Source organism: Bacillus sp. NPDC060175 (genome assembly GCF_042728695.1).
Lineage (GTDB): Bacteria > Bacillota > Bacilli > Bacillales > Bacillaceae_G > Bacillus_A.
Genome location: NZ_JBHWYR010000015.1, coordinates 1 through 26,259 on the forward strand (window position 1 = coordinate 1; position 26,259 = coordinate 26,259).

Here is a 26,259-nt window from a genome sequence, read left to right on the forward strand (position 1 = left end):
ATAAATTAACTATTATTATTATTATTGATATAATAGGGAATTGTTGGATTTCTCTCGAAGATAGGGATACGTAACAAATATGAAGGGATAAGGATTGTGAGTATATGAAAAAATTAAGTAAAGTAATGTCATTTTGCTTGGTAGCTAGTATGGTTGTTCTAGCAGGTTGTGAAAAAAGTGAAAACAAAGTTCAAGTAAATAAAACAATTGAACAGCTTGATGAAGCACCAGAAGTGACAGAAAAAGAAGCGAAAAAGATTGTAAGAAAGAGCGTAGATGGAATAGCAAACTCTTTTAGTGAAATGGAAAAAGAGAATGGATGGAGTCGAAATAATCCTGGAGATTTGGGTACAGCTAAAAAAGGCGTTAAGGGTATAGTTTCAGATAAGTTTCTGGAGAAACAGCTTCCAGGTTTGCTTGATACATTTAATAGGTCAAGGGAAACTGATATGTTGCCATTCCCAATTCATATTGAGCCCGACGTGAGGATAACTTATTCACAGAAAAATGATGTTTTAAAGATTGAGACACTTACCCTTGCAAATGACATGGGGAATGAAGTGGAGACGTGGGAATTTATTTTAGTTTATAAAGATGGAAAATGGTTAATGGATAGATGGTCATCAAATACGCTAGCAAATTTAAAGTTAACGAAAGAAGAAGCTAACGAACTTCTTAGAGTTCAAGGTTTCAAGAATGTCTCTTTTGTTAGAGAAGAGAATAGTGGAAATAAGAAATATATTTTTAAAGAAAGTAACGGAGTAGTTGCTGTGGACACCCAAACATCTGTTATTACTCACAATGTAGATGACAAAGAACAAGAAAAGGTAACGAAAGAAGATTTTATTCAAGAGCAAGAAACAGCTAAGGGAAATGATTCCAGTACGTATACTAGTTCGAAAGAAGAGAAGCAGCCTAAAAAAGAATCTTCTTCAGTATTAGGTAAAACTAAGGTTCTAAATGAGTTAGCCGCGCTAGAAAATCAAGAAAAACATACAAATGTTATGACAACAAACGATATAGTTAATGAAATAGAAGGAAATTATCAATTGTGGGATAGTAAATTAAATGAAATTTACAGCGCATTAAAAAATACGATGTCACCTGATGCATTTCAGTCGTTAAAAACGAAACAAATTGCGTGGGTTAAAGAAAAAGAAAGTAAAGTTACAGCAATTGGTACTGATCCAAACAATGGAACGATGAGACGTATAGAAGCTTCAGAAGAGAAATATAAGATGACAAAAGAAAGATGTTATGAATTAGTTAATGGATATATGAACTAAGCTGGAAAAATAAAAAATGCGTTGCTAGCAAGCAACGCATTTTTTATTTACGCTTTTAATTTCATTACGATGTCAGCATCTGGTGTTACATATACTGTTTGTTGGTTATCATACGTAACGAATCCAAGTTTTGCACCACTCGGTTTTTTAACGTGACGTATTTTAGTGAAATCAACAGGTACAGAGCTAGACTCTTTTGCTTTACTGTAATAAGCGGCGATTTTTGCAGCTTCCAGTAAAGTTTCTTCAGCAGGTTCTAAAGAACGAATGACAACATGAGAGCCAGGTATGTCTTTCGTATGTAACCAAATTTCATCACGACGGGCAAATTTCGTTGTTAAATAATCATTTTGCTTATTGTTTTTACCAACGAAAATCTCTGTACCGTCACTAGCTAAATATTTATCCAATACTGGTTTTGTAGGTTTTTTCTTTGCATTTTTCTTCTTACGATTGCGCACATATCCTTCTTCAGCTAGCTCCTCACGAATTTCTTCAATATCTTTTGAAGAAGCAGCTTCCATTTGTTGAAGTAAGCTATCGAAATAAAGAATTTCTTCATTGGTTTTTTCGATTTGTTCTTCTACAATAACAACTGAATTTTTTGCTTTTTGGTACTTTTGGAAATAGCGTTGTGCATTGTCAGATGGTGTTTTTAAAGGATCTAATGTGATTTTTACAGTTCCGCCATTTTCATCGTAATAATTAATGACCTCAATATCTTTATCACCTTTTTTCAAAGTGTACATATTGGCTGTAAGCAGCTCTCCAAATAGTTGATATTTATCTGCTTTTCCAGCATCTTGTAATGTTTTTTCAAGTTTAATAAGTTTTTTCTCATTTTTGTTTTTTTCGTTTTGCATAAAGCGTTCTAAATCGTGAGCTTGTTGTTTTACACGGTCTCGCTCTGCTTTTCCGAAAAAGAAACGGTCTAACAATTCACTAACAGATGAAAATGTTTTTTCGTTTCCTTGTAAGTGAGAAAGAGGGAATAGATAAAAGAACTCTTTTCCATTTGCTGTTATCATTGCTGGCACGTACTGATGTGTTAGCAATGGTTTTTGTAAGCTGAAGAAAGCTTCAGATAATGCTTTTTCATTTGCCATACCTGCTTTTTTTACAACTTCTTTTGCAAATAATGGGGAAATTCCCATGAATGCTCCGACAAGTTGTTTGTCCATGTTGCCAGATAAAAAGTCTAGCGGTTTAATAAAATCATCTTCTGTTTCGATAAGAAGCGGATTAACTTTATGTTGTGCCGGTGGGGCAACATATTCAGCTCCAGCATATACAGTACGATGTCGGTTTACCGCTAAAGAAACGTGTTTTAAGCTATCTAAAATAACATTTGTTTTCGTATCTACTAAGATAATATTACTGTGTCGTCCCATTATTTCGATTACTAATGTTTTTACTGATTCGTCACCGATTTCATTGCGACTGCGGACTGTAATTTGAATAATACGTTCTAAGTCAATTTGTTCAATTTTTTCAATAAATCCACCTTCTAAATGTTTGCGAAGAAGCATACAAAACATCGGCGGTTGCGCTGGTGAATCGTAGTTTTGATTTGTTAAGTGCATACGCGCATATGTAGGGTGAGATGAAAGAATCAGCTTTTGGTTTTTTCCGTTTGCTCGAATATGTAATAAAACTTCATATTTTGAGGGTTGATATATTTTTGAAATTCTTCCTGTTTGAAGAGAATTTGCAATTTCATGTGTAATTGCTCTTGTAAATAATCCATCGAATGCCATGAATGAACACTCCTTTCTAACTAAAAGTTAATTATAGCATTTTTTTGGACGAGGCTGAATAAGCTTTCATTAGAGTATGTCTGGAATCAGGAGGTCGATGGCAGGATGAATTGGTATGAAATGCGAGCACATGAAGTGGAGGAAAGAACGAATACGAATGTGGAGGTAGGTCTTACAGAGCAAGAAGCAGAGGGCCGATTAAAGAAATTTGGTACAAATGAATTGCAAGAAGCAAAGCGGCCTTCTGCGCTTATGGTGTTTTTAGCGCAATTTAAAGATTTTATGGTACTTGTTTTATTTGGTGCTACAATTATTTCAGCTTTTTTAGGAGAGTATATTGATTCGATTGCAATTGTTGCAATTGTTATTATCAATGGTGTCCTCGGTTTCTTTCAAGAGAGGAAAGCTGAAAAATCGTTGGAAGCTTTAAAAGAATTGGCAGCCCCTCAAGTTACTGTACTAAGAAATGGAAAGTGGATAAAAGCGCCGTCAAAAGCACTTGTACTAGGTGATATTATTAAGTTTTCTAGTGGTGACCGTATTGGCGCGGATGTTCGCCTTGTGGAATCTTCAAGTTTATATATTGAAGAATCGGCTCTTACAGGAGAGTCATTGCCTGTACAAAAGAAGGTAGAGGCGTTACAAGGCCAAGATGTTTCAATTGGTGATCAAAAAAACATGGCATTTATGGGGACGATGATAACGAGAGGTTCTGGAACAGGAGTAGTCGTAGCGACTGGAATGAATACAGCTATGGGGCAAATTGCAAATATGTTACAAAATGCTGTGCAAATGGAAACGCCATTACAAAGAAGATTAGAACAGCTTGGGAAAATTTTGATTATTGTTGCTCTTATTTTGACGGCTCTTGTTGTATTAGCTGGTGTATATCAAGGGAATGAAGTGTATCACATGTTTTTGGCTGGGGTTTCGCTTGCTGTTGCAGCTATTCCAGAAGGATTACCAGCTATCGTTACGGTTGCGCTATCACTTGGTGTACAGCGTATGATTAAAAAGAGGGCAATTGTGCGAAAGTTACCAGCTGTAGAAACGTTAGGCTGTGCTTCTGTTATTTGCTCAGATAAAACAGGAACAATGACACAAAATAAAATGATGGTAACGCATATGTGGTCAGGGGGAGAATTGTGGAAAGTAACAGGTCAAGGCTATGAGCCGGCAGGTTCGTTTATGAAAGGTGAAGAAGTAATTGACCCTACTAAGACGAAATCATTGTATCAACTACTTACATTTGGCTGTTTATGTAATAATGCGAATGTTATTCAAAAGAAAAAGACGTATGTGTTAGATGGAGATCCAACAGAGGGAGCTCTCGTTGCGGCTGCAATGAAGGCGGGAATATCACGTGAAGCTCTTAAAGGAAAGTTTGAAGTCATTCGTGAATTTCCTTTTGATTCAACTAGAAAAATGATGAGCGTTATCGTTCGTGATCGTGAAGGTAAAAAATTTGTTATTACAAAAGGAGCACCAGATGTTCTTTTGCAAATGAGTCAAACAATTTTGTGGGGAAATAAGCAGCAGCCTTTAAGTGAAATGTATCGAAAAGAAGTGCAGGCAGCGATTCATAGTTTAGGAAGTCAGGCGTTACGAACGATTGCGGTGGCATTTAAACCGTTAAAAGCTACAGATTCAATTGAACACGAAAGAGAAGTCGAGCAGGATTTTATGCTTGTTGGAATACAAGGAATGATAGATCCGCCAAGACCAGAAGTGGCACAAGCGGTGAAAGAGTGTAAGGAAGCTGGTATTAGAACGGTAATGATTACGGGAGATCATAAAGTGACAGCAATGGCAATTGCGGAACAGTTAGGGGTTTTACCAGCGGGTGGACGCGTTGTTGAAGGTGTAGAACTTGCGAATATGGATGTAGAGGCATTAGAAGATATTGTAGAAGATACGTATGTATTCGCTCGTGTGTCTCCTGAGCATAAATTGAAAATCGTTAAGGCGCTGCAAAATAAGGGGCATATAGTAGCTATGACAGGTGATGGAGTGAACGATGCTCCAGCTATTAAAACAGCTGATATAGGGATTGCGATGGGAATTACAGGGACAGATGTTGCAAAAGAAGCTTCTTCACTTGTGTTGTTAGATGATAACTTTGCTACGATTAAATCGGCGATTAAAGAAGGTAGAAACATATATGAAAATATTCGGAAGTTTATTCGGTATTTGTTAGCATCTAACGTTGGTGAAATTTTAGTTATGTTATTTGCGATGTTACTGGCACTGCCATTGCCGATGGTTCCAATTCAAATTTTATGGGTGAACTTAGTTACTGACGGTTTACCAGCGATGGCATTAGGTTTGGATAAGGCTGAAGGAGATGTGATGAAGAGAACACCACGCCATCCGAAAGAAGGGGTGTTCGCTAGAGGGCTTGCGTGGAAAATCATAAGTCGTGGTTTTTTAATCGGAGCAGTGACATTAGTAGCGTTTATTATTGCATTTAACCAGCATCCAAATGAATTGAAGTATGCACAAACGGTAGCCTTCGCAACATTAGTACTTGCTCAGCTTATTCATGTATTTGATTGTCGTAGTGAACATTCTATATTTCACCGCAACCCGTTTGGAAATATATATTTAGTAGGGGCGGTTATTATTTCTTTATTATTAATGCTTGTAGTTATATATTATCCACCATTACAGCCGATTTTTAGCACAATGCCGATACAAGCACGAGATTGGTTGTTAATTGGGGGATTATCATCTATTCCGACCTTCTTATTAGTAGGATCCTTATTAACAAGAAAAAAGGAGAAAAAGAAAAAGCCACTGTTATATAAGAAGGGATTAAACTTGAAATAGTCAATGATATGAAAATATGATATAATTTACAGAAGGTAGTAGAGCCTTGTCTCTATTACCTTTTTCATTGAGTTATTTCATGGCTTGGATGTGATAAAGATGATTTGTAGTATGACAGGATTTGGAAGGTCGAAAGTAGAAAACGATACTTTTCAAATAACAGTAGAAATGAAGTCGGTGAACCATCGCTTTTTAGAAATGAGTATTCGGCTTCCGAAGCAAATGATGGTGTTTGAAGATAAGATTCGCAAAATAATTGCAAAGCAAGTTCGCCGTGGACGTATTGAAGTGTCTATTAGTATAACAGGTGAAGGGCTTGTTGAAAGAAAATTAACTGTGAATTGGGAACTTCTCAAGCAGTACCAATCCATTATGGAAAATATAAAAGGGAAATTTCAATTACAAGATTCTATTACACTCGGGCAGCTAATGAGAATGCCAGAAGTAACGGCAATTGAAGAAATAGAAAATGTAAATGAACAATTTGAAACCAGTTTATATGAGGCTGTTCGCCAAGCTGCTCATATGTTGAAAACGATGAGAGATGGCGAAGGAGAACGATTACATAAAGATATAGCATATCGTTTGCAAGAGATTCATAATTGTGTAAATGCAATTATTCCACATGCACCAATTGTCACACAAAAATATCGTGAACGATTAGAAAATCGCTTAAAAGAATTACATAATCAAGATTTAGATGAACAGCGATTGTTGACAGAAATAGCAATATTTGCAGAGCGTTCAGATATTCACGAAGAATTAGTTCGATTACAGAGTCATTTAGATCAATTTCGTGAAGCACTGCAAATTACAGAGCCTGTTGGAAGGAAAATGGACTTCATTGTGCAAGAAATGCATAGGGAAGTAAATACGATAGGTTCTAAGGCAAATGACTTAACAATTTCAAAATATGTCGTAGAAATGAAAAATAACCTTGAAAAAATTCGTGAACAAGTACAAAATATTGAGTAGCTTTCAAAAAATATATAAAGTTATACGTGGTGGAGAAATCGGATAGACTTACTAGGAGGCGCAAACTATGGCCATGCGGTTTTTAAATATTGGATACGGAAATATTGTATCTGCTCATCGAATTATTGCTATTGTAAGTCCGGAGTCAGCTCCTATTAAACGAACAGTACAGGAAGCGCGTGAACATAATGCTTTGCTTGATGCTACGTATGGGAGAAAAACAAGGGCGGTTATTGTTATGGATGATGGGCATGTAGTATTAAGTCCAATTCAGCCAGAGACGATTGCACATCGTTTGAATAATAAAGAAGATTTAAGTGAGGAAGGGTAGGTTTTACATATTTATGAGAAGTAGAAGAGGATTGCTCATCGTTCTTTCGGGACCTTCTGGTGTCGGGAAAGGAACGGTTCGAAAAGAGCTGTTTAGCCATGAAGACACACGTTTTCAGTACTCTATTTCAGTAACGACACGTAAACCGCGTGAAGGTGAAGTAGATGGTGTGGATTATTTCTTTAAAGAGAGAGAAGAATTTGAAGAAATGATTCGTAATGAAAAGTTACTTGAATGGGCTGAGTTCGTTGGTAATTATTACGGAACACCGATTGATTATGTTGAAAAAACGTTACAAGAAGGAAAAGATGTGTTCTTAGAAATTGAAGTGCAAGGAGCAATTCAAGTTAAGAAAGCCTTCCCTGAAGGTGTATTTATTTTCTTAGCACCTCCAAGTTTATCTGAACTAAAGAACCGAATTGTCGGCCGTGGTACAGAAACTGAAGATGTTATTGAAAATCGTTTAACTGTAGCGAAAGAAGAAATCGAAATGATGGACGCTTATGACTATGTTGTAGAAAACGATCAAGTTGAATTAGCTTGCGACCGAATTAAAGCAATTGTGGTTGGTGAACATTGCCGCCGCGAAAGAGTGGCAAAATACTATAAAGAAATGACGGAGGGTCTATAATTATGTTAAATCCATCAATTGACTCATTATTAACAAAAATCGATTCTAAATATACACTTGTAACAGTAGCTGCAAAGCGTGCACGTGAAATGCAAATTGCTGACAATTGTGTTATTGAAAATCCTGTTTCTCATAAATGTGTAGGTAAATCATTAGAAGAAATCGATTTAGAAGTATTAAAATATGTACCAAGTGATGACAAAATAATTGATTAAGACATTCTTTTCGACAAATTAAAACATAGACTTTATAATTTTCTATGTAACGGTAACAACCTATTTACAAGTAGGTTGTTATTTTTTTACGACAGAGCTGAAAAGAACTTGGATAAAGATGAAACGAAATGCTAGCACTGACGAGCTGAAAAAATTCCATTTCAGCAGAATAAGTTTGAAAAAGAAAGAGGACGAGTCATATGCTAAAAGGGAAAAAAATACTTCTATGTGTAACAGGAGGCATTGCGGTTTTTAAAGCAGCGGCGTTAACGAGTAAATTGACACAAGCGGGGGCAATTGTAAAAGTAATGATGAGTGGGTCGGCAATGAAATTTGTTACGCCTCTTACATTTCAAGCACTTTCCCGTCATGATGTATATACAGATACGTTTGATGAGAAAGACTCGGCTGTTATCGCTCATATTGATTTAGCGGATTGGGCAGATATTGTACTTGTTGCACCGGCTACAGCTAATTGCATTGGAAAGTTAGCTGGCGGTATTGCTGATGATATGATCACAACTACTTTGTTAGCTACTACAGCTCCAGTGTGGATTGCACCGGCTATGAATGTGCATATGTACGAAAATAAAATTGTTCAAAAAAACATGATGACGTTAAAAACATTAGGATATACATTTATTGAGCCTGGGGAAGGTTTTTTAGCATGTGGTTATGTAGCAAAAGGAAGACTGGAAGAACCTGAAGTGATTATTGGACGATTAGAAGAGGCTTTCTCAGAACAAAAACCATTGCAAGGAAAGCGAATATTAATAACAGCTGGACCGACACGTGAAAAGATTGATCCGGTTCGTTTTATGACGAATTTTTCTTCTGGAAAGATGGGGTATGCAATCGCAGAAGTTGCAGCAAGCTTAGGTGCTGATGTCATACTTGTGTCAGGACCGACAGCATTAGAGTCACCATTACATGTAACAACAATACAAGTAGAATCTGCACAAGATATGTTAGAAGCGGTCCTTCAACATTATCAGAATGTGGATGTTGTCATCAAAACAGCAGCAGTTGCAGATTACCGTCCCAAATATGTTCATGATAATAAAATGAAAAAGAAAAATGGCGATGCTGTAATTGAATTAGAAAGAACAGTGGATATTTTAAAAACGTTAGGTGAGAAGAAGGACCGACAGTTACTTATCGGTTTTGCAGCTGAAACGACAAACATAGAGGAATATGCAACGAGAAAATTACGTGAGAAAAATGCAAATATGATTGTTGCGAATGACGTGAAAGCTCAAGGGGCTGGGTTTGGTACGGATACAAATATTGTGACAATGTATAGAAAAAATGGAGAAATTATTGAGCTGCCACTTTTAACGAAGAAAGAAGTAGCTCGTGAAATATTAAAGCAAATAGAAATGATGTTAGAAGATGATCGTGTATGAAGTTTGCAAGTGTAATTGTTGATGTACCTGCACGTCAAACAGATCGACCGTTTGATTATATTATTCCTGAAAAATGGGAAGATATCGTGCAAACAGGAATGCGTGTAGTAGTCCCATTCGGTCCGAGGAAATTGCAAGGTTTTATTATTGGCATAAAGGATTCGGTTGACCTAGAAAGTAAAAAGTTAAAAGCGTTGTATGAAATATTAGATGTCACTCCGGTTTTAAATGATGAATTATTAAAGCTTGGGTATTGGCTTACAAGTGAAACGTTATGTTATATGATTTCAGCTTTTCAGGTAATGCTTCCGACGGCGATAAAAGCAACATATAAAAAGCGTCTGCAACTTCGTAACCAAGAAGAAGTAGCGCCAGAAATTCTTTCTTTATTTCAAGGGAAGGAAACGATAGATTGGGAAGCTATCGAAGCGCAGCCGCACCTATATCGCACTATTCAACAAGAAATTAAAAATGGTACGACTGAAGTGGTTTATCAAGTAAAGGATAAAGTGCAGAAGAAGAAACAAAGAGTAGTTCAACCGGAGTTGCCGGCAAATAAATTGGAATTAGCAGCATTCGAACTGAAAAGTAAAAAACAACAAGACGTACTCTATTATTTTGTAGAAAACTACAAAAGTGTATCGTTAAAAAATTTAACAGAAGAATTACAAATAACAGATGCTCCAATAAAAGCACTTGTTAAAAAGGGTCTAATCTCAGAAAAGTATGTAGAAGTATACCGGAATCCGTATGACGATGATGATTTTGAACAAACAAAACCATTTCCGCTTACTGAGGAACAAAAACAAGTAATTACACCGATTTTGTCATCAATTACAAATGAAACTTACAATCCATTTTTACTATATGGTGTTACAGGAAGTGGTAAGACTGAAGTGTATCTACAATCTATAGCAGCGGTGCTCGAGAAAGGAAAAGAAGCAATTGTGCTTGTTCCTGAAATTGCGCTAACGCCCCAGATGGTAGATCGCTTTAAAGGTAGGTTCGGTTCGCAAGTTGCAGTTCTTCACAGTGCGCTTTCTGTTGGCGAGAAATATGATGAATGGCGAAAAATATTAAGAAAAGAAGTGAAAGTTGTAGTTGGTGCGCGTTCAGCTATTTTTGCTCCATTTGAAAATTTAGGAATCATTATTATTGATGAAGAGCATGAATCAAGTTATAAGCAAGAGGATAACCCAAAGTATCATGCAAGAGATGTAGCAGTGTGGAGAGGACAATACCATAAGTGTCCAATCGTTCTCGGAAGTGCAACGCCGACGCTTGAATCGTTTGCTAGAGCGAAAAAAGGTGTCTATGGGTTGCTTACAATGGAAAAACGTATGAACAAACAAGCTTTGCCGACTGTAGAAATTGTTGATATGCGTGAAGAGCTTCGTGATGGAAATCGTTCAATGTTTTCAAAGGCACTGCATGAAAAAATAGCAGATCGATTAGAAAAGAAAGAGCAAATGGTTCTCTTTTTAAATAGAAGGGGTCATTCTACGTTTGTGATGTGCCGTGATTGTGGGTATGTCGTACAATGTCCGCATTGTGATATTTCGTTGACATATCACAAAATGAACCATCGTTTAAAATGTCATTATTGTAGTCATGAGGAAAATATGCCAACGGAGTGTCCTGCTTGTAATAGTACGTATATTCGTTTCTTTGGTACAGGGACGCAAAAGGTTGAAGAAGAAATCACAAAACTATTTCCACAGGCGCGGGTCATTCGAATGGATGTGGATACAACAAGCCGTAAAGGAATGCATGAAAAATTATTAAAGGCGTTTGGTGAAGAGAAAGCAGATATATTACTTGGAACACAAATGATTGCAAAAGGGCTTGATTTTCCGAAGGTGACGCTTGTTGGGGTTTTAACGGCGGATACGATGCTTCATCTACCTGATTTTCGGGCGAGTGAAAAGACATATCAGCTATTGACACAAGTGAGTGGACGTGCAGGAAGACATGAATTACCAGGGGAAGTTGTAATTCAAACGTATACGCCGGAACATTACAGTGTAGAATTAGCAAAGAATCAACAATATGATGTATTTTATGAGCAAGAAATGCAAATGAGGCAAATGAGACAATATCCGCCATATTACTACGTTGTACTTGTAACTGTCTCTCATCCGGAATTATTAAAGGCAGTCCAAGTGACGGAAAAAATTGTCGGTCATTTACGAACGCATTGTTCAAGGCAAACAATGGTGTTAGGGCCGGTTGCTTCAGCAATTCCAAGGATAAAAGATAGATATCGTTACCAATGCATGATAAAATACAAACGGGAACCAAACTTAAAGAACGTGCTCAAAATGGTAAATGAACATTATCAAGCAGAAATGCAAAAAGAGCTACAAATCTCAATTGATTTTAATCCAACAATGTTAATGTAGCGGAGGGAAATATGGCAGTTTTAGAAATTGTAAAGCATCCAAATGAAGTGTTAGAAACACCATGCGAAAGAGTAATTAACTTTGATAAAAAGTTAGTGAAATTGTTAAAAGATATGCATGAAACAATGTTAATTGCAGACGGCGTTGGTCTAGCTGCGCCACAAGTAGGTGTAAGCTTACAAGTTGCTGTTGTTGATATAGGTGATGATACGGGGAAAATTGAATTAATTAATCCTGTTATTTTAGAAAAACGTGGTGAACAAGTAGGTCCCGAAGGCTGCTTAAGCTTTCCGGGACTTTATGGCGAAGTGGAGCGTGCAGATTACATTAAAGTACGTGCGCAAAATCGTCGCGGTAAAATATTTTTATTAGAAGCGGATGACTTCTTAGCTCGTGCAATTCAGCATGAAATCGATCATTTACACGGTGTTTTATTTACATCTAAAGTGAAAAGATATTATGAAGCAGGCGAATTAGAATAGGTTTAAAAGGAGCGGTTTTTGAATGATGAAAGTAGTATTTATGGGGACACCGGACTTTTCTGTGCCGGTGCTTCGTCGTCTTATCGAGGACGGATATGACGTAGTTGGTGTTGTAACGCAACCTGATCGTCCAGTTGGTAGAAAAAAAGTTTTAACACCTACTCCTGTTAAAGTAGAAGCGGAGAAACATGGTATTCCAGTATTACAGCCGTTAAAAATTCGTGAAAAAGACGAATATGAAAAAGTATTAGCACTAGAGCCAGACTTAATTGTAACAGCGGCATTTGGACAAATCGTACCGAATGAAATTTTAGAAGCGCCAAAGTATAGATGTATTAATGTCCACGCGTCATTACTTCCAGAACTTCGCGGTGGTGCACCAATTCATTATGCGATCATGGAAGGTAAAGAGAAAACAGGTATTACAATTATGTATATGGTAGAAAAATTAGATGCTGGCGATATATTAACACAGGTAGAAGTAGAAATTGAAGAGCGTGAAACAACAGGTTCATTATTTGATAAGTTAAGCGAAGCAGGAGCACACCTTTTATCTAAAACGGTTCCTTTACTAATTCAGGGTAAACTAGAACCAATTAAACAAAGTGAAGCTGAAGTGACGTTTGCATATAATATTAAACGTGAGCAAGAGATAATTGATTGGACAAAAACAGGTGAAGAAGTATACAATCACATTCGCGGATTGAATCCATGGCCAGTTGCTTATACGACTTTGGCAGGACAAGTTATTAAAGTATGGTGGGGAGAGAAGATCTCTATTACAGAGAAAGCTGAACCAGGTACAATAGTAGCTCTTGAAGAAGATGGATTTGTTGTTGCAACAGGGAATGAGACAGGTGTTAAAATCACTGAATTGCAACCGTCTGGTAAAAAGCGTATGAGTTGTTCACAATTTTTACGTGGAACAAAACCTGAAATTGGTACGAAGTTAGGAGAAAATGCATGAGACAAAATGTTCGTGAGTTAGCTCTGGATGGCTTAATTCAAGTAGAAAAAAGTGGTGCATATAGCAACTTACTTTTAAATAATCTGATTGAAAAAAATACAATTGACAAAAAAGATATTGGTTTATTAACTGAAATGGTATATGGAACAATTCAACGTCGTGACACACTAGATTATTATTTACAACCATTTTTAAGAAAAAAGGTTGAAGCGTGGGTAAGAGTGTTGCTTCGCCTATCTTTATATCAAATGTTATATTTAGACCGAGTTCCCGAAAGAGCGGCTATTCATGAAGCTGTTGAGATTGCAAAGCGTCGTGGGCATAAAGGGATTTCAGGTATGGTGAACGGAGTATTGCGTTCAATTCAGCGAGAAGGTGTACCTTCGTTAGAAGAAATCGAAAATCCAGTAGAACGTCTTGCAATTGCAACGAGTCATCCAATGTGGCTTGTACAAGAATGGGCATCCGAATATGGTTTAGAGACAGCAGAGAAAATGTGTGAAGTAAATATGTTGCCACCTGTACCAACAGCACGTGTAAATGTTGATAAAGTAACGGTAGAAGAAGCGATTGCGTTATTAGCTGATGAGGGTATAGAAGCAAAACGTGGCGAATTGTCAGAGGATGCAATTCAAATTGAAAGAGGAAATGTCGCACATACAGAAGCGTTCAAAAAAGGTTTCCTTTCTATTCAAGATGAAAGCTCAATGCTTGTAGCACGTGCTTTAGAACCGAATAAAGGAGATGCAGTTCTAGATAGTTGTGCTGCTCCTGGCGGGAAAACAACTCATATTGCAGAGCGTTTGGACGGAACTGGTAAGGTAATGTCGCTTGATTTACACGCACATAAAGTACGTTTAATTGAACAACAGGCGAAGAGACTTGGTTTAGAAAATGTAGAAACGATGGCTTTAGATGCTAGAAAAGTTCAAGAGCATTTTGCAAATGAATCTTTTGACAAAATATTAGTAGATGCACCATGTTCTGGATTTGGTGTTATTAGACGTAAACCTGATATTAAGTTAGGTAAAGATAAGGGCGATAGTGAAAGATTATCAACGATTCAACTTGAGATACTAGAAAAAATAGCACCATTGTTAAAACAAGGTGGTCGCCTTGTTTATAGTACGTGCACAATTGAAAAAATAGAAAATGAACAAGTAATAAAGCAATTTTTACAAGAGCATCCTGAATTTGAATGGGATACTACGATAAAAAATCGTATGCCAGAAAAGTTAAATCCGTATATTGATGAAGGTCAAGTACGAATTTTATCGCATTATTTTGCAACAGATGGCTTTTATATTGCTTGTTTAAGAAAGAAGGTGTAGCATCATGGAAACGACTGTAAAAAAACAAAAGAAAAATCTAGAGACAAAGAAACCATCAATTTATTCTTTACAACTTCATGAAATGCAAGATTGGTTAAAGGAACAAGGAGAACCTAAGTTCCGTGCAGGACAAATTTTTGATTGGCTATATAAAAAACGTGTAAAAAATTATGAGGATATGTCAAACCTTGCTAAAGGATTGCGCGATAAATTGTCGAATTCCTTTGATATTACTACTTTAAGCACTTTAGTAAAACAAACGTCTTCGGATGGAACGATTAAATTCCTATTCCAGTTATACGATGGGTACTCTATTGAAACTGTACTAATGCGACATGAGTATGGAAATTCTATTTGTGTAACAACACAGGTGGGTTGCCGCATTGGCTGTACGTTCTGTGCATCTACACTTGGTGGGTTAAAACGAAACTTAGAGGCTGGAGAAATTGTAGCGCAAGTAGTAGAAGTTCAGCGTGCGCTTGATGAAACAGAAGAACGTGTAAGTTCTCTTGTTGTTATGGGAATTGGAGAACCATTTGATAATTATGATAACTTAATGTCATTCTTACGCATTGTAAATCATGAAAAAGGAATTCATATTGGTGCAAGACATATGACAGTTTCAACAAGTGGAATTGTTCCAAAAATTTATAAGTTCGCTGAAGAAGATATGCAAATCAATTTTGCGATTTCATTGCATGCTGCAAATACAGAGATACGTTCAAAATTAATGCCGATTAACCGTGCTTATAAGCTACCTGATTTAATGGAAGCTGTTAAATACTATGTAAATAGAACAGGGCGTCGTATTACATTTGAATATGGCTTATTTGGAGGAGAAAATGACCAAGTTGAGCACGCTGAAGAACTTGCTGCGCTCTTAAAAGGTGTAAAATGTCATGTAAACTTAATTCCGGTAAACTACGTGCCAGAACGTGATTATGTACGTACGCCACGAGAGCAAATTTTCTTATTTGAAAAGACGCTAAAAGATCGTGGAGTGAATGTAACAATTCGCCGTGAACAAGGTCATGATATTGATGCAGCCTGCGGTCAGTTGCGTGCAAAGGAGCGCAAAGAAGAGACGAGGTGACGAGATGAAAGCCGTGTTTCTATCGGATAAAGGGAAAGTTCGTCAACATAATGAAGATAGTGCAGGAGTTTTTCGCAATTTAGATGGAAATATTTTAGCGGTAGTAGCAGATGGAATGGGAGGTCATCGAGCTGGCGATGTAGCTAGCTCGATGGCTATTCAATTATTCCATGATTATTGGAAGCAAACGCATAATATGAATGAACCTAAAAAGGTAGAAAAGTGGTTACATACTAACGTTGGAATTATTAATGAGCGCATATATGCTTACTCCCAGCAGCATGTAGAATGTAATGGCATGGGAACAACGGTTATCGTGGCGATTTGCACACCTAGTTTTGTAACAATAGGTCATATAGGAGATAGTCGTTGTTATATGGTATCAGAGGGAGAAATATCGCTTGTAACGGAAGATCACTCACTTGTAAATGAACTTGTTAGGCACGGTGAAATTTCAAAAGAAGATGCAGAATATCACCCGAAAAAGAATGTTCTGTTAAGAGCGTTAGGAACAGAAGAAAAAGTCGGACTAGATGTTAAAACATTGGTGCTCGAAGAAGACGATCAATTGCTTCTTTGCTCTGATGGATTGTCTAACAAAGTCCCTATGGCTGATATGCAACAAATTTTACAATTGAATGAACAGCTCGAGGCGAAGGGAGAGCATCTCATTCAATTAGCAAATGATCGTGGTGGAGAAGATAATATCACCCTCGTTATTATTGATTATGCGGATTCGACAAACGAAAGTAGGTGAAGTGCAACGTGCTGATTGGAAAACGCTTAAATGACCGTTATAAGCTGCTGAAAATGATTGGCGGTGGAGGAATGGCCAATGTATATTTAGCTCATGATGATATACTTGGCCGAGATGTAGCGGTAAAAATATTAAGACTCGACTATTCAAATAATGAAGAGTTTATTAAACGTTTCCATCGAGAAGCGCAATCTGTTACAACGTTGTCGCATCCAAATATTGTGAATATGTATGATGTTGGGGAAGAGGATGGTATATATTATCTTGTAATGGAATATGTACCTGGACGAACATTGAAGCAATACATAATTGATCGAGGGATGTTACCGATAGGAGAAGCTCTTGATATAATGGAGCAGTTAACGTCCGCTATGGCACACGCCCATCATTTTGAGATTGTACATCGTGATATTAAACCGCACAATATTTTGATTCGAGATGACGGAGTGATAAAAGTAACAGACTTTGGAATTGCGACAGCTACAAGTGCAGCAACGATTACACATACAAATTCGGTGCTTGGTTCGGTGCATTATTTATCACCAGAACAAGCGCGCGGCGGTATAGCGAATAAACAATCAGATATTTATTCACTTGGGATTGTTATGTTTGAATTGTTAACAGGAAGACAACCGTTTTCTGGTGAATCTGCTGTTGCAATTGCGTTAAAACATTTACAAAATGAAATGCCATCTCCAAAAAGATGGAATGAAAATATTCCACAAAGTGTTGAAAATATTATATTAAAGGCGACTGCGAAAGATCCATTCCATCGATATCAATCTGCTAACGCGATGAAACGAGATATTGAAACAGCACTATACCCAGAACGAATAAATGAACAACCATTTTACATACCAGAAGATATGGAAGCAACGAAAGCGATTCCAATTATTCAACAAGAACAACTATTTCAAAATGTAAGTGATGAAACGATTGTATTAAAAGGAAGTAAAGTGGATGAACAAGTAAGAAAAGAAGAGACCAAATCAGGTAAGAAGAAAAAACGAAGTAATAAATGGCTGAAAGTTTTAATTACAACATTTTTACTTTTAGCAATAGGGATAACCTTAGCACTTACTGTTATTCCAGGCTTCTTTATTCCGAAAGATGTGAAGGTTCCTGATGTGGCTGGTATGAAATATACGACAGCTGTAAATACATTAGTTGAAAAAGGGTTTGAAGTTACTGAACCTAATCTTGTATATACAGATGATGTTGAAGCTGGAAAAGTGATAAAAACAGATCCTATAGCAGGAAGAGTAGTGAAAGAAAACTCTAAAATTACTATCTATCAATCAGGTGGGAAAAAGAAAAGTAAGATGCGTGATTTGACAGGAAAAGATTTCGATAGTATAAGAGCTGAGTTAGAAGAAAAATATAAACAAGTTACAATAAATTATATTGAAAATGATAAGCCGAAAGGTGAAATTGTAGAGCAAATACCAACACCTGATCAAATGGTTATAGAAGCTGAACAAGAACTGAAAGTTTGGGTAAGTAAAGGACCTTATCAAATAAGACCAGGTGATTTTTCAGGGTGGACTGAAAATAGTGTAAAAGGTTATTTAAATGAAAGAAAGCTCGTCTCTGATATAAAAAGAGAGTATTCAGATACGGTTGATAAAGGCCTTGTTATTTCACAGTTACCAAAGCCTGGGACACCTTTAAAAGAAGGAGATAAAGTATCGATTGTTATCTCCGATGGTCCGAAGCCTAAAGTGACGAAAACGGTAAAAGTGGATAACATTTCTATCCCATATGAAGCTTCTGCAACAGGTGATAAAAAGCCGCAAACAATAGAAATTTATAAAGAAGATATGCAGCAAAAAATGGATAAACCAGTTGAAACGAGAACAATTACTGAGTCAGCGATTATTTCTTTAGAATTTGTAATTCAAGAAGGTGCAAAGGGACACTATAAGATTGTCCGAGATGGAGTAACGATTATGGACAAGGAAGTACCATATCCAGCTCAATAATAGTGAATTCCATCGTCCTTATATAGAAGATGGAATTCATTACTCTTGCCTGTTATGCTGTCTACATCGTGGACTGTATAACAGGCAAAAATATATGATTCAAAAAGCTGTAAAAGTGATACTGTTGTAAATAATATTTCAAATTTGATGGTAGATTAAATATATGAACCTGGATATATATTTGGTGGGCTTTGAAATAATTGTTTAAAGAACTCTAGTCTATTCATATTTAATTGCAGTGTCATTTTATACAAAATAAAGGAGAATTATATGCCAGAAGGAAAAATTGTAAAAGCTCTAAGTGGGTTTTATTATGTGCAGAATGAGGAAGGGATTACACAATGTCGAGGGCGTGGTGTATTTAGAAAGAATAAAATTACACCACTTGTAGGAGACCAAGTTGTTTTTCAAGCGGATAATCCGAATGAAGGTTATGTGTTAGAAGTATTTGATCGAAAAAATGAACTTGTTAGACCTCCTATTGCTAATGTTGATCAAGCTATTCTTGTTTTCTCTGCAGTAGAACCAGATTTTAATCCAGGACTGTTAGATCGATTTTTAGTATTGATTGAATATCATAACATTAAACCGATTATTTGTATTAGTAAGATGGATTTAGTAGATGAAAAAATGAGAGAAACTGTTGAATCTTATGCAAATGATTATCGTGAAATGGGTTATGATGTGTTGTTTACTTCTATAAATACATCGGAAAGTATTGATATTCTGAAACCATTCTTAGAAGGTTGTATTTCCGTCGTTGCAGGCCAATCTGGTGTTGGGAAATCTTCAATGCTAAACGTATTACGTCCAGATTTAGAATTGAAAACTAATGATATTTCTTCACATTTAGGACGTGGAAAGCATACGACAAGACACGTGGAATTAATTACAGTTGGAAGCGGACTTGTTGCGGATACACCTGGTTTTAGTTCGCTTGATTTCATAGATATAGAGGTAGAAGATCTTACATATTGTTTTCCAGAATTGAAAGAAGCGAGCCAATACTGTAAATTTAGAGGGTGTACACACCTTGCTGAACCGAAATGCGCGGTGAAAGCTGCGGTTGAAGAAGGAAAGATTACCGAATATCGTTATAAGAATTACAAACAATTCGTAGAAGAAATTAGAGAGAGAAAGCCGAGGTATTAGTCATGATTAAAATTGCACCATCGATTTTATCAGCAGATTTTTCAAGATTAGGGGAAGAGATTAAAGATGTAGAAAAAGGTGGAGCTGACTACATTCACGTCGATGTAATGGATGGACATTTCGTACCAAATATTACGATTGGACCATTAATTGTAGAAGCAATCCGTCCGATTACATCATTACCGTTAGATGTACATTTAATGATTGAAAATCCTGATAACTATATCCCAACTTTCGCAAAAGCGGGAGCTGATATTATTACTGTCCATGTAGAAGCTTGTCCACATCTACATCGTACAATTCAGTTAATTAAATCTCATGACATTAAAGCGGGAGTTGTATTAAATCCACATACTCCAGTTTCAACAATTGAGCATGTATTAGAAGATATAGACATGGTATTACTTATGACAGTAAATCCTGGATTTGGCGGACAGAAATTTATTCATTCTGTATTACCGAAAATCAAACAAGTTGCAGAAATGGTTAAAGAGCGAAATCTACAAGTGGAAATTGAAGTTGATGGTGGTGTCAACGTTGAAACGGCAAGACTTTGTATTGAAGCAGGAGCGAATGTTCTTGTAGCTGGATCAGCAGTATACAATCAAAAAGACCGCGGTGAAGCAATTCGTGTAATTCGCGGATAAAGAATGAACCTTTATCCTAGTGGAGCTTCTAGTTCATTAAGACTTCACTATTTATACATGTTAGAGTGGCAAATAAGGAGAAAGGCAATCTACCGAATGGCAGATTGCCTTTTTACAATAGAAGGGGAAAGAAAAATGATTATTCATATTTTAGCGGGAGGACCTGCAGAATACTGCGCAGATTTTTCTCGGTATGAAAATGAAGAAGTAGTTTGGGCGGCCGTTGATAGAGGAGTGTACCGTTTGTTGAAAAGAGGAATCACTCCGGCTGTTGCGTTTGGGGATTATGATTCAGTTACTAATGAGGAATTAGCATGGATGAGGCAGCAAACAAATGAATTACATATTGTCCCACGAGAAAAAGATCAAACAGATTTAGAAATTGCAATTAGCTGGGCTTTAGAACAGAAACCAAAGTTAATTCGTATTTTTGGTGCTACTGGTGGAAGACTTGATCATGGTTTAGCAAATATTCAGATGCTTTTAAAGGGATTAGAAGTAAACATAGAAATGTGTATTGTGGACAATAAAAATGAAATAATGGTGAAAAAGTTTGGTATGTATATAATTGAAGGAAACGAACATTTTCCATACGTATCATTTGTACCAGTTACTGAAAGGGTAGAAGGTATTACACTTCACGGTTTTAAGTACCCTCTTACTAATAAAACAATAGAGTGGGGATCGACACTTTGTATTAGTAATGAACTCATTGAGGAAAAAGGTAATTTTTCATTTACTTCTGGCATATTAATGATGATAAGAAGCACTGATTGAAGAAACAATTTTGCTCCTTGCATCATATAGTGAACAAGTGGAGTAATGGGGATTAGGAGGGAAACCATGAGATTTTATACAATTAAGTTACCTAAATTTCTTGGTGGAATTGTTCGTGCGATGTTAAATACCTTCAAAAAAGACTAAAAAAAGCACCTATTACCGGTGCTTTTTCCATTGGTATAATAAAAAAAGAGCCTAGCGGCTCTTTTTTTTATTATTAAACACGTTCGATTTTGCCAGATTTTAATGCTCTAGCAGAAACGTAAACACGTTGAACTTTTCCGTCGATGCGTACGCGAACTTTTTGAAGGTTAGCGCCCCATTTACGTTTTGTAGCGTTCATTGCGTGAGAACGAGAGTTACCAGAACGAGCTTTTCTTCCAGTGATAGCACAAACACGAGCCATTTATATTTCCCTCCCTTAACTACCGTAACATACGTAATTTTTCAATGTTAGCCTTTTATGCGATGCTAAAAACACTACTATAATTTAACACAACTAAAAAGAGAATGCAACACCGTAGGAAAAAGAAATCAAGAAAAAATACTTGACACTATATGTCAATGAAGAAAAGGTGAAATCAAGAAAAATTGCTTGACATATTATAGTGATACATGTTGTATAATAACAATGGACTATTTTGCTCATCATAAAAAAATGTAATTTAAAACATAAAATATGAGAGTGAAAAAGAAAGAACGATGGAATTTTCTTTAAAAAGATTATATGATAGTAACTAAAGTAGTCTAGCTCACTTTCACCATTTATGAAGGGGGAAACGAGATGTCAATTGAAATTAAAACGAAGTACGGTCAAATTGATATTAGTACAGATGTAATTGCAACAATTGCTGGAGGTGCCGCAGTAGATTGCTACGGTATCGTAGGTATGGCATCAAAAAATCAGTTAAAAGATGGATTAACAGACATTTTACGAAAAGAAAACTTCACTAGAGGCGTTATTGTTCGTAAAGATGAAGATGAAGTACATATTGATATGTATATTATTGTGAGCTATGGTACGAAAATTTCAGAAGTAGCACATAACGTGCAGACTAAAGTGAAATATACATTAGATCAAACTGTAGGACTAGCAGTAGATTCTGTAAACATCTACGTACAAGGAGTTAAAGTAATAAACTTGTAATGTGCATTAAGGAGGAAAATCTGTGTCAATTCAAAAAATTGATGGAAAACGTTTATCACAAATGATCATTCAAGGAGCCAATAATTTAACAAATAATGTTCAGCTTGTTGATGCATTAAACGTATTTCCAGTTCCAGATGGCGATACCGGTACAAACATGAACTTATCAATGACTTCAGGCGCACGTGAAGTGAAAGCAAATCTTTCACAGCATGCTGGTAAAGTCGGCGTAAGTTTAGCCAAAGGATTATTAATGGGGGCTCGTGGTAACTCTGGGGTTATTTTATCTCAGTTATTCCGTGGTTTCTCTAAATCCATTGAACAAAAAGAAGAATTAACGACAGTTGATTTTGCTGCAGCTTTAGAAGCTGGAGTAGAGGCAGCTTACAAAGCGGTTATGAAACCAATTGAAGGAACGATTTTAACGGTTGCAAGAGAAACGGGTAAATATGCAGTGACAGTTGCGAAAAAACAGCGCGACTTTGTTTTGTTTATGGAAGACGTTGTAAAAGAAGCAAACGCATCGTTAAATCGTACGCCAGATTTATTACCTGTATTAAAACAAGTTGGCGTTGTAGATAGCGGTGGTAAAGGTCTTGTTGTTGTGTATGAAGGATTTTTAGCTGACTTAAAAGGAGAAACGATTTCTTCTAATATGCCTGCCCAACCATCTATGAATGACATGGTACGCGCAGAACATCACCGTAGTGTACAAAGCCAATTGAGTACAGAAGATATTAAGTATGGATATTGTACGGAATTCATGGTGAAATTAGAGCCTGAAAAAATGAAGGAACATAATTTCTCTGAACAAAAATTCCGTGAAGATATTAGTGTGTACGGAGATTCACTACTTGTTGTATCGGATGATGAGGTTGTAAAGGTTCATATTCATGCGGAACATCCTGGAGAACCTATGAACTATGGACAACGTTATGGTAGTCTAATTAAGATCAAAGTAGAAAATATGCGTGAACAGCATACTGCTTTATTAGATGAACCTACCATGGTGCCTGAACAAACGAATCAGCCAATAGAGAAACAACCGTATGGTATTGTAACTGTAGCTATGGGATCGGGTATTAAAACTTTATTTGAGAGCATTGGCGCAACGAAAGTTATCGAAGGTGGCCAAACGATGAATCCGAGTACGGAGGATATTGTGAAGGCGATTGAAGAGGCGAATGCTGAAAAAATCATCATCTTACCAAATAACGGGAATATCGTGATGGCAGCAGAACAAGCAGCGTCAGTTGTAGAACAAGAAGTTATTGTTATTCGTTCAAAAACAGTTCCTCAAGGTATGGCTGCAATGTTAGCATTTAATCCAGTTGGAACGCTAGAAGAGAATGAAGAAAACATGAAAGAAGCTTTAGCTCATGTGAAAACAGGTCAGATTACGTATGCTGTTCGTGATACGGAAATTGACGGTGTAGCGATTCAAAAAGATGATTTCATGTGTCTTGCAGATGGGAAAATTGTATCTACAAATGCTGAAAAAGTAGGAGCTGCAAAGCAATTACTAGAAGCGCTAATTGATGAGGATTCTGAAATCGTAACGATCCTACAAGGTGAAGATGCAACAGATGAAGAAGTGGCTGAATTAGTTGCGTTTGTAGAAGAGAACTTTGAAGATGCAGAAGTAGAAGTACATGCAGGGAACCAACCGGTGTATTCTTTCATCTTCTCTGTAGAATAAGAAAAGATTCGATTTGAAAATAAATGGGTTACTTACTTGCTAATGGATAAGAAATAGTGATATGAAATTTATTACTAGTTTTTATTCAAAAGGCTAGCATATTGATGATAGAAAAGAGCCTTGCTGCTAATAGTGAGGCTCTTTTCTTACGTATTGTACAACTTTGTTTTATACAGAGGGATTAGAGTAGTTTCTCTTAGAATGCCTATGATAGAATATATAAGGTGAAAGAGAGCGATTACAGATGTCAATGATATTAATGGATAATCAATAGAATGAATCAAAGAAAATAATGTGACGGAGCGTGAGAATCTTGAATGAAGTTGTACAAGTTCCTGTTACGGATGTAAAGGGAATCGGAGGAGAAACATCTGAATTGTTACACGAGATGGGAATTTATACAGTTTCTCATCTATTAGAACATTTTCCGTACCGCTATGAAGACTATGCGATGAAAGATCTTGCTGAAGTAAAGCATGACGAGCGTGTAACAGTTGAGGGGAAAGTTCATAGTGCTCCTTTACTGCAATATTATGGGAAGAAGAAGTCACGTCTTACAGTTCGTGTTCTCGTCGGTCGTTATTTAATTACAGCTGTATGTTTTAATAGACCATACTATAAACAAAAGTTAAATTTAGATGAAACGGTAACGATTACTGGTAAATGGGATCAGCATCGCCAAACAATTGCTGTATCAGAACTGAATTTTGGACCGGTTGTACGACAACAAGAAGTAGAACCTGTATATTCAGTGAAAGGAAAACTGACAGTAAAACAGATGCGCCGTTTTGTTGCACAAGCATTTAAGGAGTATGGAGATTCTATAGTCGAAGTGTTACCAGATGGTTTGTTAAGTCGATATAAATTATTATCACGCTATGAAGCGCTCAGAGGGTTACATTTTCCAGTGGGACAGGAAGACTTAAAGCAAGCGCGTCGCCGTTTTGTATATGAGGAGTTTTTCTTGTTTCAGTTGAAAATGCAAACATTACGGAAAATGGAAAGGGAAAACTCGAAAGGGACGAAAAAAGAAATTTCATTAGTAGAATTGCAAGAGTTTACTGATGCACTTCCGTTTCCGTTAACTGGTGCACAACGCCGGGTTGTAGATGAAATAATGAAAGATATGACATCTCCGTACCGAATGAATCGATTATTGCAAGGGGATGTAGGTTCTGGGAAAACAGTTGTTGCTGCGATTGCTCTTTATGCGGCGAAATTGGCCCATTATCAAGGTGCTTTGATGGTTCCTACAGAAATTTTAGCCGAACAACATTATCAGTCGCTCGCGGAGACGTTTTCACATTTCGGTATGAAGGTTGAATTGCTAACAAGTTCTGTTAAAGGTGCGAGACGTCGAGAAATTTTGTCGAGATTAGAACAAGGAGAAGTAGACATCCTTGTTGGGACGCACGCTTTAATTCAAGACGAAGTTATATTTCATAGGTTAGGTCTCGTTATTACCGATGAACAGCATCGATTTGGTGTGGCGCAGCGCCGGGTTTTACGTGAGAAAGGTGAAAGTCCAGATGTGTTGTTTATGACGGCGACCCCAATCCCGCGTACGTTAGCTATCACTGCATTTGGAGAGATGGACGTTTCTATTATCGATGAAATGCCAGCTGGTAGAAAGGTAATCGAAACGTACTGGGCAAAACATGATATGTTAGATCGTGTTCTTGGCTTTGTGGAGAAAGAGATAAAAAAAGGAAGACAGGCATATGTTATTTGCCCTCTTATTGAAGAGTCTGAGAAGCTTGATGTACAAAATGCTATCGACTTACATAGTATGCTGACTCATCATTATCAAGGGAAATGCCAAGTTGGATTAATGCATGGGAGACTATCATCCCAAGAAAAAGAAGAAATAATGGGACAGTTTAGTGAAAATAAAGTGCAAATTCTTGTGTCGACAACAGTTGTTGAAGTAGGTGTGAATGTACCAAATGCGACTGTTATGGTTATTTATGATGCGGAACGTTTCGGTTTATCACAGCTCCATCAGCTGAGGGGACGTGTTGGGCGTGGTAGTGAACAATCATATTGTTTATTAATTGCGGACCCCAAATCAGAAACGGGAAAAGAAAGAATGCGCATTATGACTGAAACAAATGATGGATTTGTATTGTCAGAAAAAGATTTAGAGTTACGAGGTCCTGGGGATTTCTTTGGAAGTAAGCAAAGTGGTCTACCAGAATTTAAGGTTGCTGATATGGTGCATGATTATCGGGCGTTAGAAACAGCAAGACAAGATGCGGCGATACTAGTTGATTCAGAAGCATTTTGGCATAATGATCAGTATGCTTCGCTGCGTACTTATCTTGATGGGACAGGTGTGTTTCAGGGAGAGAAGCTCGATTAAAAGTGGTCTGCAAAAGTTTTTGTTGCAT

Annotated in this window: 23 protein-coding genes; 21 read left to right on the top strand and 2 right to left on the bottom strand. The window is 36.8% G+C overall.

Features of this window, described 5'->3' with window-relative positions:
- Positions 1 to 104: 104 nt before the first annotated feature.
- Positions 105 to 1,286, top strand: a complete 1,182-nt coding sequence (locus ACFWDE_RS10245; RefSeq protein ID WP_377892024.1) for a lysozyme inhibitor LprI family protein — start codon at positions 105 to 107, stop codon at positions 1,284 to 1,286.
- A gap of 47 nt (positions 1,287 to 1,333) precedes the next feature.
- Here the strand turns inward: ACFWDE_RS10245 and ACFWDE_RS10250 are convergent, their stop codons facing one another.
- Positions 1,334 to 3,043 (bottom strand): Rqc2 family fibronectin-binding protein, encoded by a 1,710-nt coding sequence (locus tag ACFWDE_RS10250; protein ID WP_002146064.1) that lies wholly within the window; start codon positions 3,041 to 3,043, stop codon positions 1,334 to 1,336.
- Positions 3,044 to 3,148: 105 nt separating this feature from the next.
- Between ACFWDE_RS10250 and ACFWDE_RS10255 the strand changes: the two genes are divergently transcribed.
- The 17 genes from ACFWDE_RS10255 (at position 3,149) to spoVM (ending at position 21,167) form a co-directional block, all read left to right on the top strand.
- Positions 3,149 to 5,872, top strand: coding sequence for a calcium-translocating P-type ATPase, SERCA-type (locus ACFWDE_RS10255; RefSeq protein WP_377892027.1), 2,724 nt, complete (start codon positions 3,149 to 3,151; stop codon positions 5,870 to 5,872).
- A gap of 99 nt (positions 5,873 to 5,971) precedes the next feature.
- On the top strand, positions 5,972 to 6,847 hold the full coding sequence (locus ACFWDE_RS10260) for a YicC/YloC family endoribonuclease (RefSeq protein WP_002146067.1): 876 nt from the start codon (positions 5,972 to 5,974) through the stop codon (positions 6,845 to 6,847).
- 67 nt (positions 6,848 to 6,914) lie between these two features.
- On the top strand, positions 6,915 to 7,178 hold the full coding sequence (gene remA, locus ACFWDE_RS10265; protein WP_001251456.1) for an extracellular matrix/biofilm regulator RemA: 264 nt from the start codon (positions 6,915 to 6,917) through the stop codon (positions 7,176 to 7,178).
- Positions 7,179 to 7,191: 13 nt separating this feature from the next.
- Complete coding sequence (gmk, locus tag ACFWDE_RS10270; protein ID WP_001257739.1) at positions 7,192 to 7,809, top strand: guanylate kinase; 618 nt, start codon at positions 7,192 to 7,194, stop codon at positions 7,807 to 7,809.
- Between the two features lie 2 nt (positions 7,810 to 7,811).
- Positions 7,812 to 8,024 (top strand): DNA-directed RNA polymerase subunit omega, encoded by a 213-nt coding sequence (gene rpoZ, locus ACFWDE_RS10275; RefSeq protein WP_002146068.1) that lies wholly within the window; start codon positions 7,812 to 7,814, stop codon positions 8,022 to 8,024.
- Between the two features lie 200 nt (positions 8,025 to 8,224).
- Positions 8,225 to 9,430: a bifunctional phosphopantothenoylcysteine decarboxylase/phosphopantothenate--cysteine ligase CoaBC gene (gene coaBC, locus ACFWDE_RS10280; protein WP_002146069.1), complete on the top strand. Its 1,206-nt coding sequence runs from the start codon at positions 8,225 to 8,227 to the stop codon at positions 9,428 to 9,430.
- Positions 9,427 to 11,832 carry a primosomal protein N' gene (gene priA / locus ACFWDE_RS10285; RefSeq protein ID WP_377892031.1) on the top strand — a complete coding sequence of 802 codons (2,406 nt, stop codon included), beginning with the start codon at positions 9,427 to 9,429 and terminating at the stop codon, positions 11,830 to 11,832. The genes coaBC and priA overlap by 4 nt, the downstream gene beginning before the upstream one ends.
- An 11-nt stretch (positions 11,833 to 11,843) precedes the next feature.
- Positions 11,844 to 12,314, top strand: a complete 471-nt coding sequence (gene def / locus ACFWDE_RS10290) for a peptide deformylase (protein ID WP_002014496.1) — start codon at positions 11,844 to 11,846, stop codon at positions 12,312 to 12,314.
- Between the two features lie 22 nt (positions 12,315 to 12,336).
- On the top strand, positions 12,337 to 13,281 hold the full coding sequence (gene fmt / locus ACFWDE_RS10295) for a methionyl-tRNA formyltransferase (protein ID WP_002160723.1): 945 nt from the start codon (positions 12,337 to 12,339) through the stop codon (positions 13,279 to 13,281).
- A complete protein-coding gene (rsmB, locus tag ACFWDE_RS10300) occupies positions 13,278 to 14,612 on the top strand; it encodes a 16S rRNA (cytosine(967)-C(5))-methyltransferase RsmB (RefSeq protein ID WP_377892034.1) in 1,335 nt (444 codons plus the stop codon). Before fmt ends, rsmB begins: the two co-directional genes overlap by 4 nt.
- Before the next feature lie 4 nt (positions 14,613 to 14,616).
- The gene (gene rlmN, locus ACFWDE_RS10305) at positions 14,617 to 15,705 is read left to right on the top strand and encodes a dual-specificity RNA methyltransferase RlmN (RefSeq protein WP_002146075.1); all 1,089 of its coding nucleotides are present in this window, start codon (positions 14,617 to 14,619) and stop codon (positions 15,703 to 15,705) included.
- A gap of 4 nt (positions 15,706 to 15,709) precedes the next feature.
- Positions 15,710 to 16,462: a Stp1/IreP family PP2C-type Ser/Thr phosphatase gene (locus ACFWDE_RS10310; protein WP_002146076.1), complete on the top strand. Its 753-nt coding sequence runs from the start codon at positions 15,710 to 15,712 to the stop codon at positions 16,460 to 16,462.
- 8 nt (positions 16,463 to 16,470) lie between these two features.
- The gene (pknB, locus tag ACFWDE_RS10315; protein ID WP_377892038.1) at positions 16,471 to 18,444 is read left to right on the top strand and encodes a Stk1 family PASTA domain-containing Ser/Thr kinase; all 1,974 of its coding nucleotides are present in this window, start codon (positions 16,471 to 16,473) and stop codon (positions 18,442 to 18,444) included.
- 270 nt (positions 18,445 to 18,714) lie between these two features.
- Positions 18,715 to 19,596 (top strand): ribosome small subunit-dependent GTPase A, encoded by an 882-nt coding sequence (rsgA, locus tag ACFWDE_RS10320; RefSeq protein ID WP_002014503.1) that lies wholly within the window; start codon positions 18,715 to 18,717, stop codon positions 19,594 to 19,596.
- A 2-nt stretch (positions 19,597 to 19,598) separates the two neighbouring features.
- Complete coding sequence (rpe, locus tag ACFWDE_RS10325; RefSeq protein WP_377892041.1) at positions 19,599 to 20,243, top strand: ribulose-phosphate 3-epimerase; 645 nt, start codon at positions 19,599 to 19,601, stop codon at positions 20,241 to 20,243.
- 96 nt (positions 20,244 to 20,339) lie between these two features.
- On the top strand, positions 20,340 to 21,020 hold the full coding sequence (locus ACFWDE_RS10330; protein WP_377892044.1) for a thiamine diphosphokinase: 681 nt from the start codon (positions 20,340 to 20,342) through the stop codon (positions 21,018 to 21,020).
- Positions 21,021 to 21,086: 66 nt separating this feature from the next.
- Positions 21,087 to 21,167, top strand: coding sequence for a stage V sporulation protein SpoVM (gene spoVM / locus ACFWDE_RS10335; RefSeq protein ID WP_001213599.1), 81 nt, complete (start codon positions 21,087 to 21,089; stop codon positions 21,165 to 21,167).
- Between the two features lie 73 nt (positions 21,168 to 21,240).
- Here spoVM and rpmB read toward each other — a convergent pair whose 3' ends face one another.
- Complete coding sequence (gene rpmB / locus ACFWDE_RS10340) at positions 21,241 to 21,429, bottom strand: 50S ribosomal protein L28 (RefSeq protein WP_000124776.1); 189 nt, start codon at positions 21,427 to 21,429, stop codon at positions 21,241 to 21,243.
- Positions 21,430 to 21,807: 378 nt separating this feature from the next.
- On the opposite strand from rpmB, the gene ACFWDE_RS10345 reads away from it, so the two are divergent.
- From ACFWDE_RS10345 to recG, 3 genes are all read left to right on the top strand, one after another.
- On the top strand, positions 21,808 to 22,170 hold the full coding sequence (locus tag ACFWDE_RS10345) for an Asp23/Gls24 family envelope stress response protein (RefSeq protein WP_000021109.1): 363 nt from the start codon (positions 21,808 to 21,810) through the stop codon (positions 22,168 to 22,170).
- Between the two features lie 22 nt (positions 22,171 to 22,192).
- Entirely contained in the window at positions 22,193 to 23,869 is a 1,677-nt protein-coding gene (locus ACFWDE_RS10350; RefSeq protein WP_002160728.1) for a DAK2 domain-containing protein, read from the top strand.
- A gap of 313 nt (positions 23,870 to 24,182) precedes the next feature.
- On the top strand, positions 24,183 to 26,231 hold the full coding sequence (recG, locus tag ACFWDE_RS10355) for an ATP-dependent DNA helicase RecG (protein ID WP_002146083.1): 2,049 nt from the start codon (positions 24,183 to 24,185) through the stop codon (positions 26,229 to 26,231).
- The last annotated feature ends 28 nt before the right edge of the window (positions 26,232 to 26,259 follow it).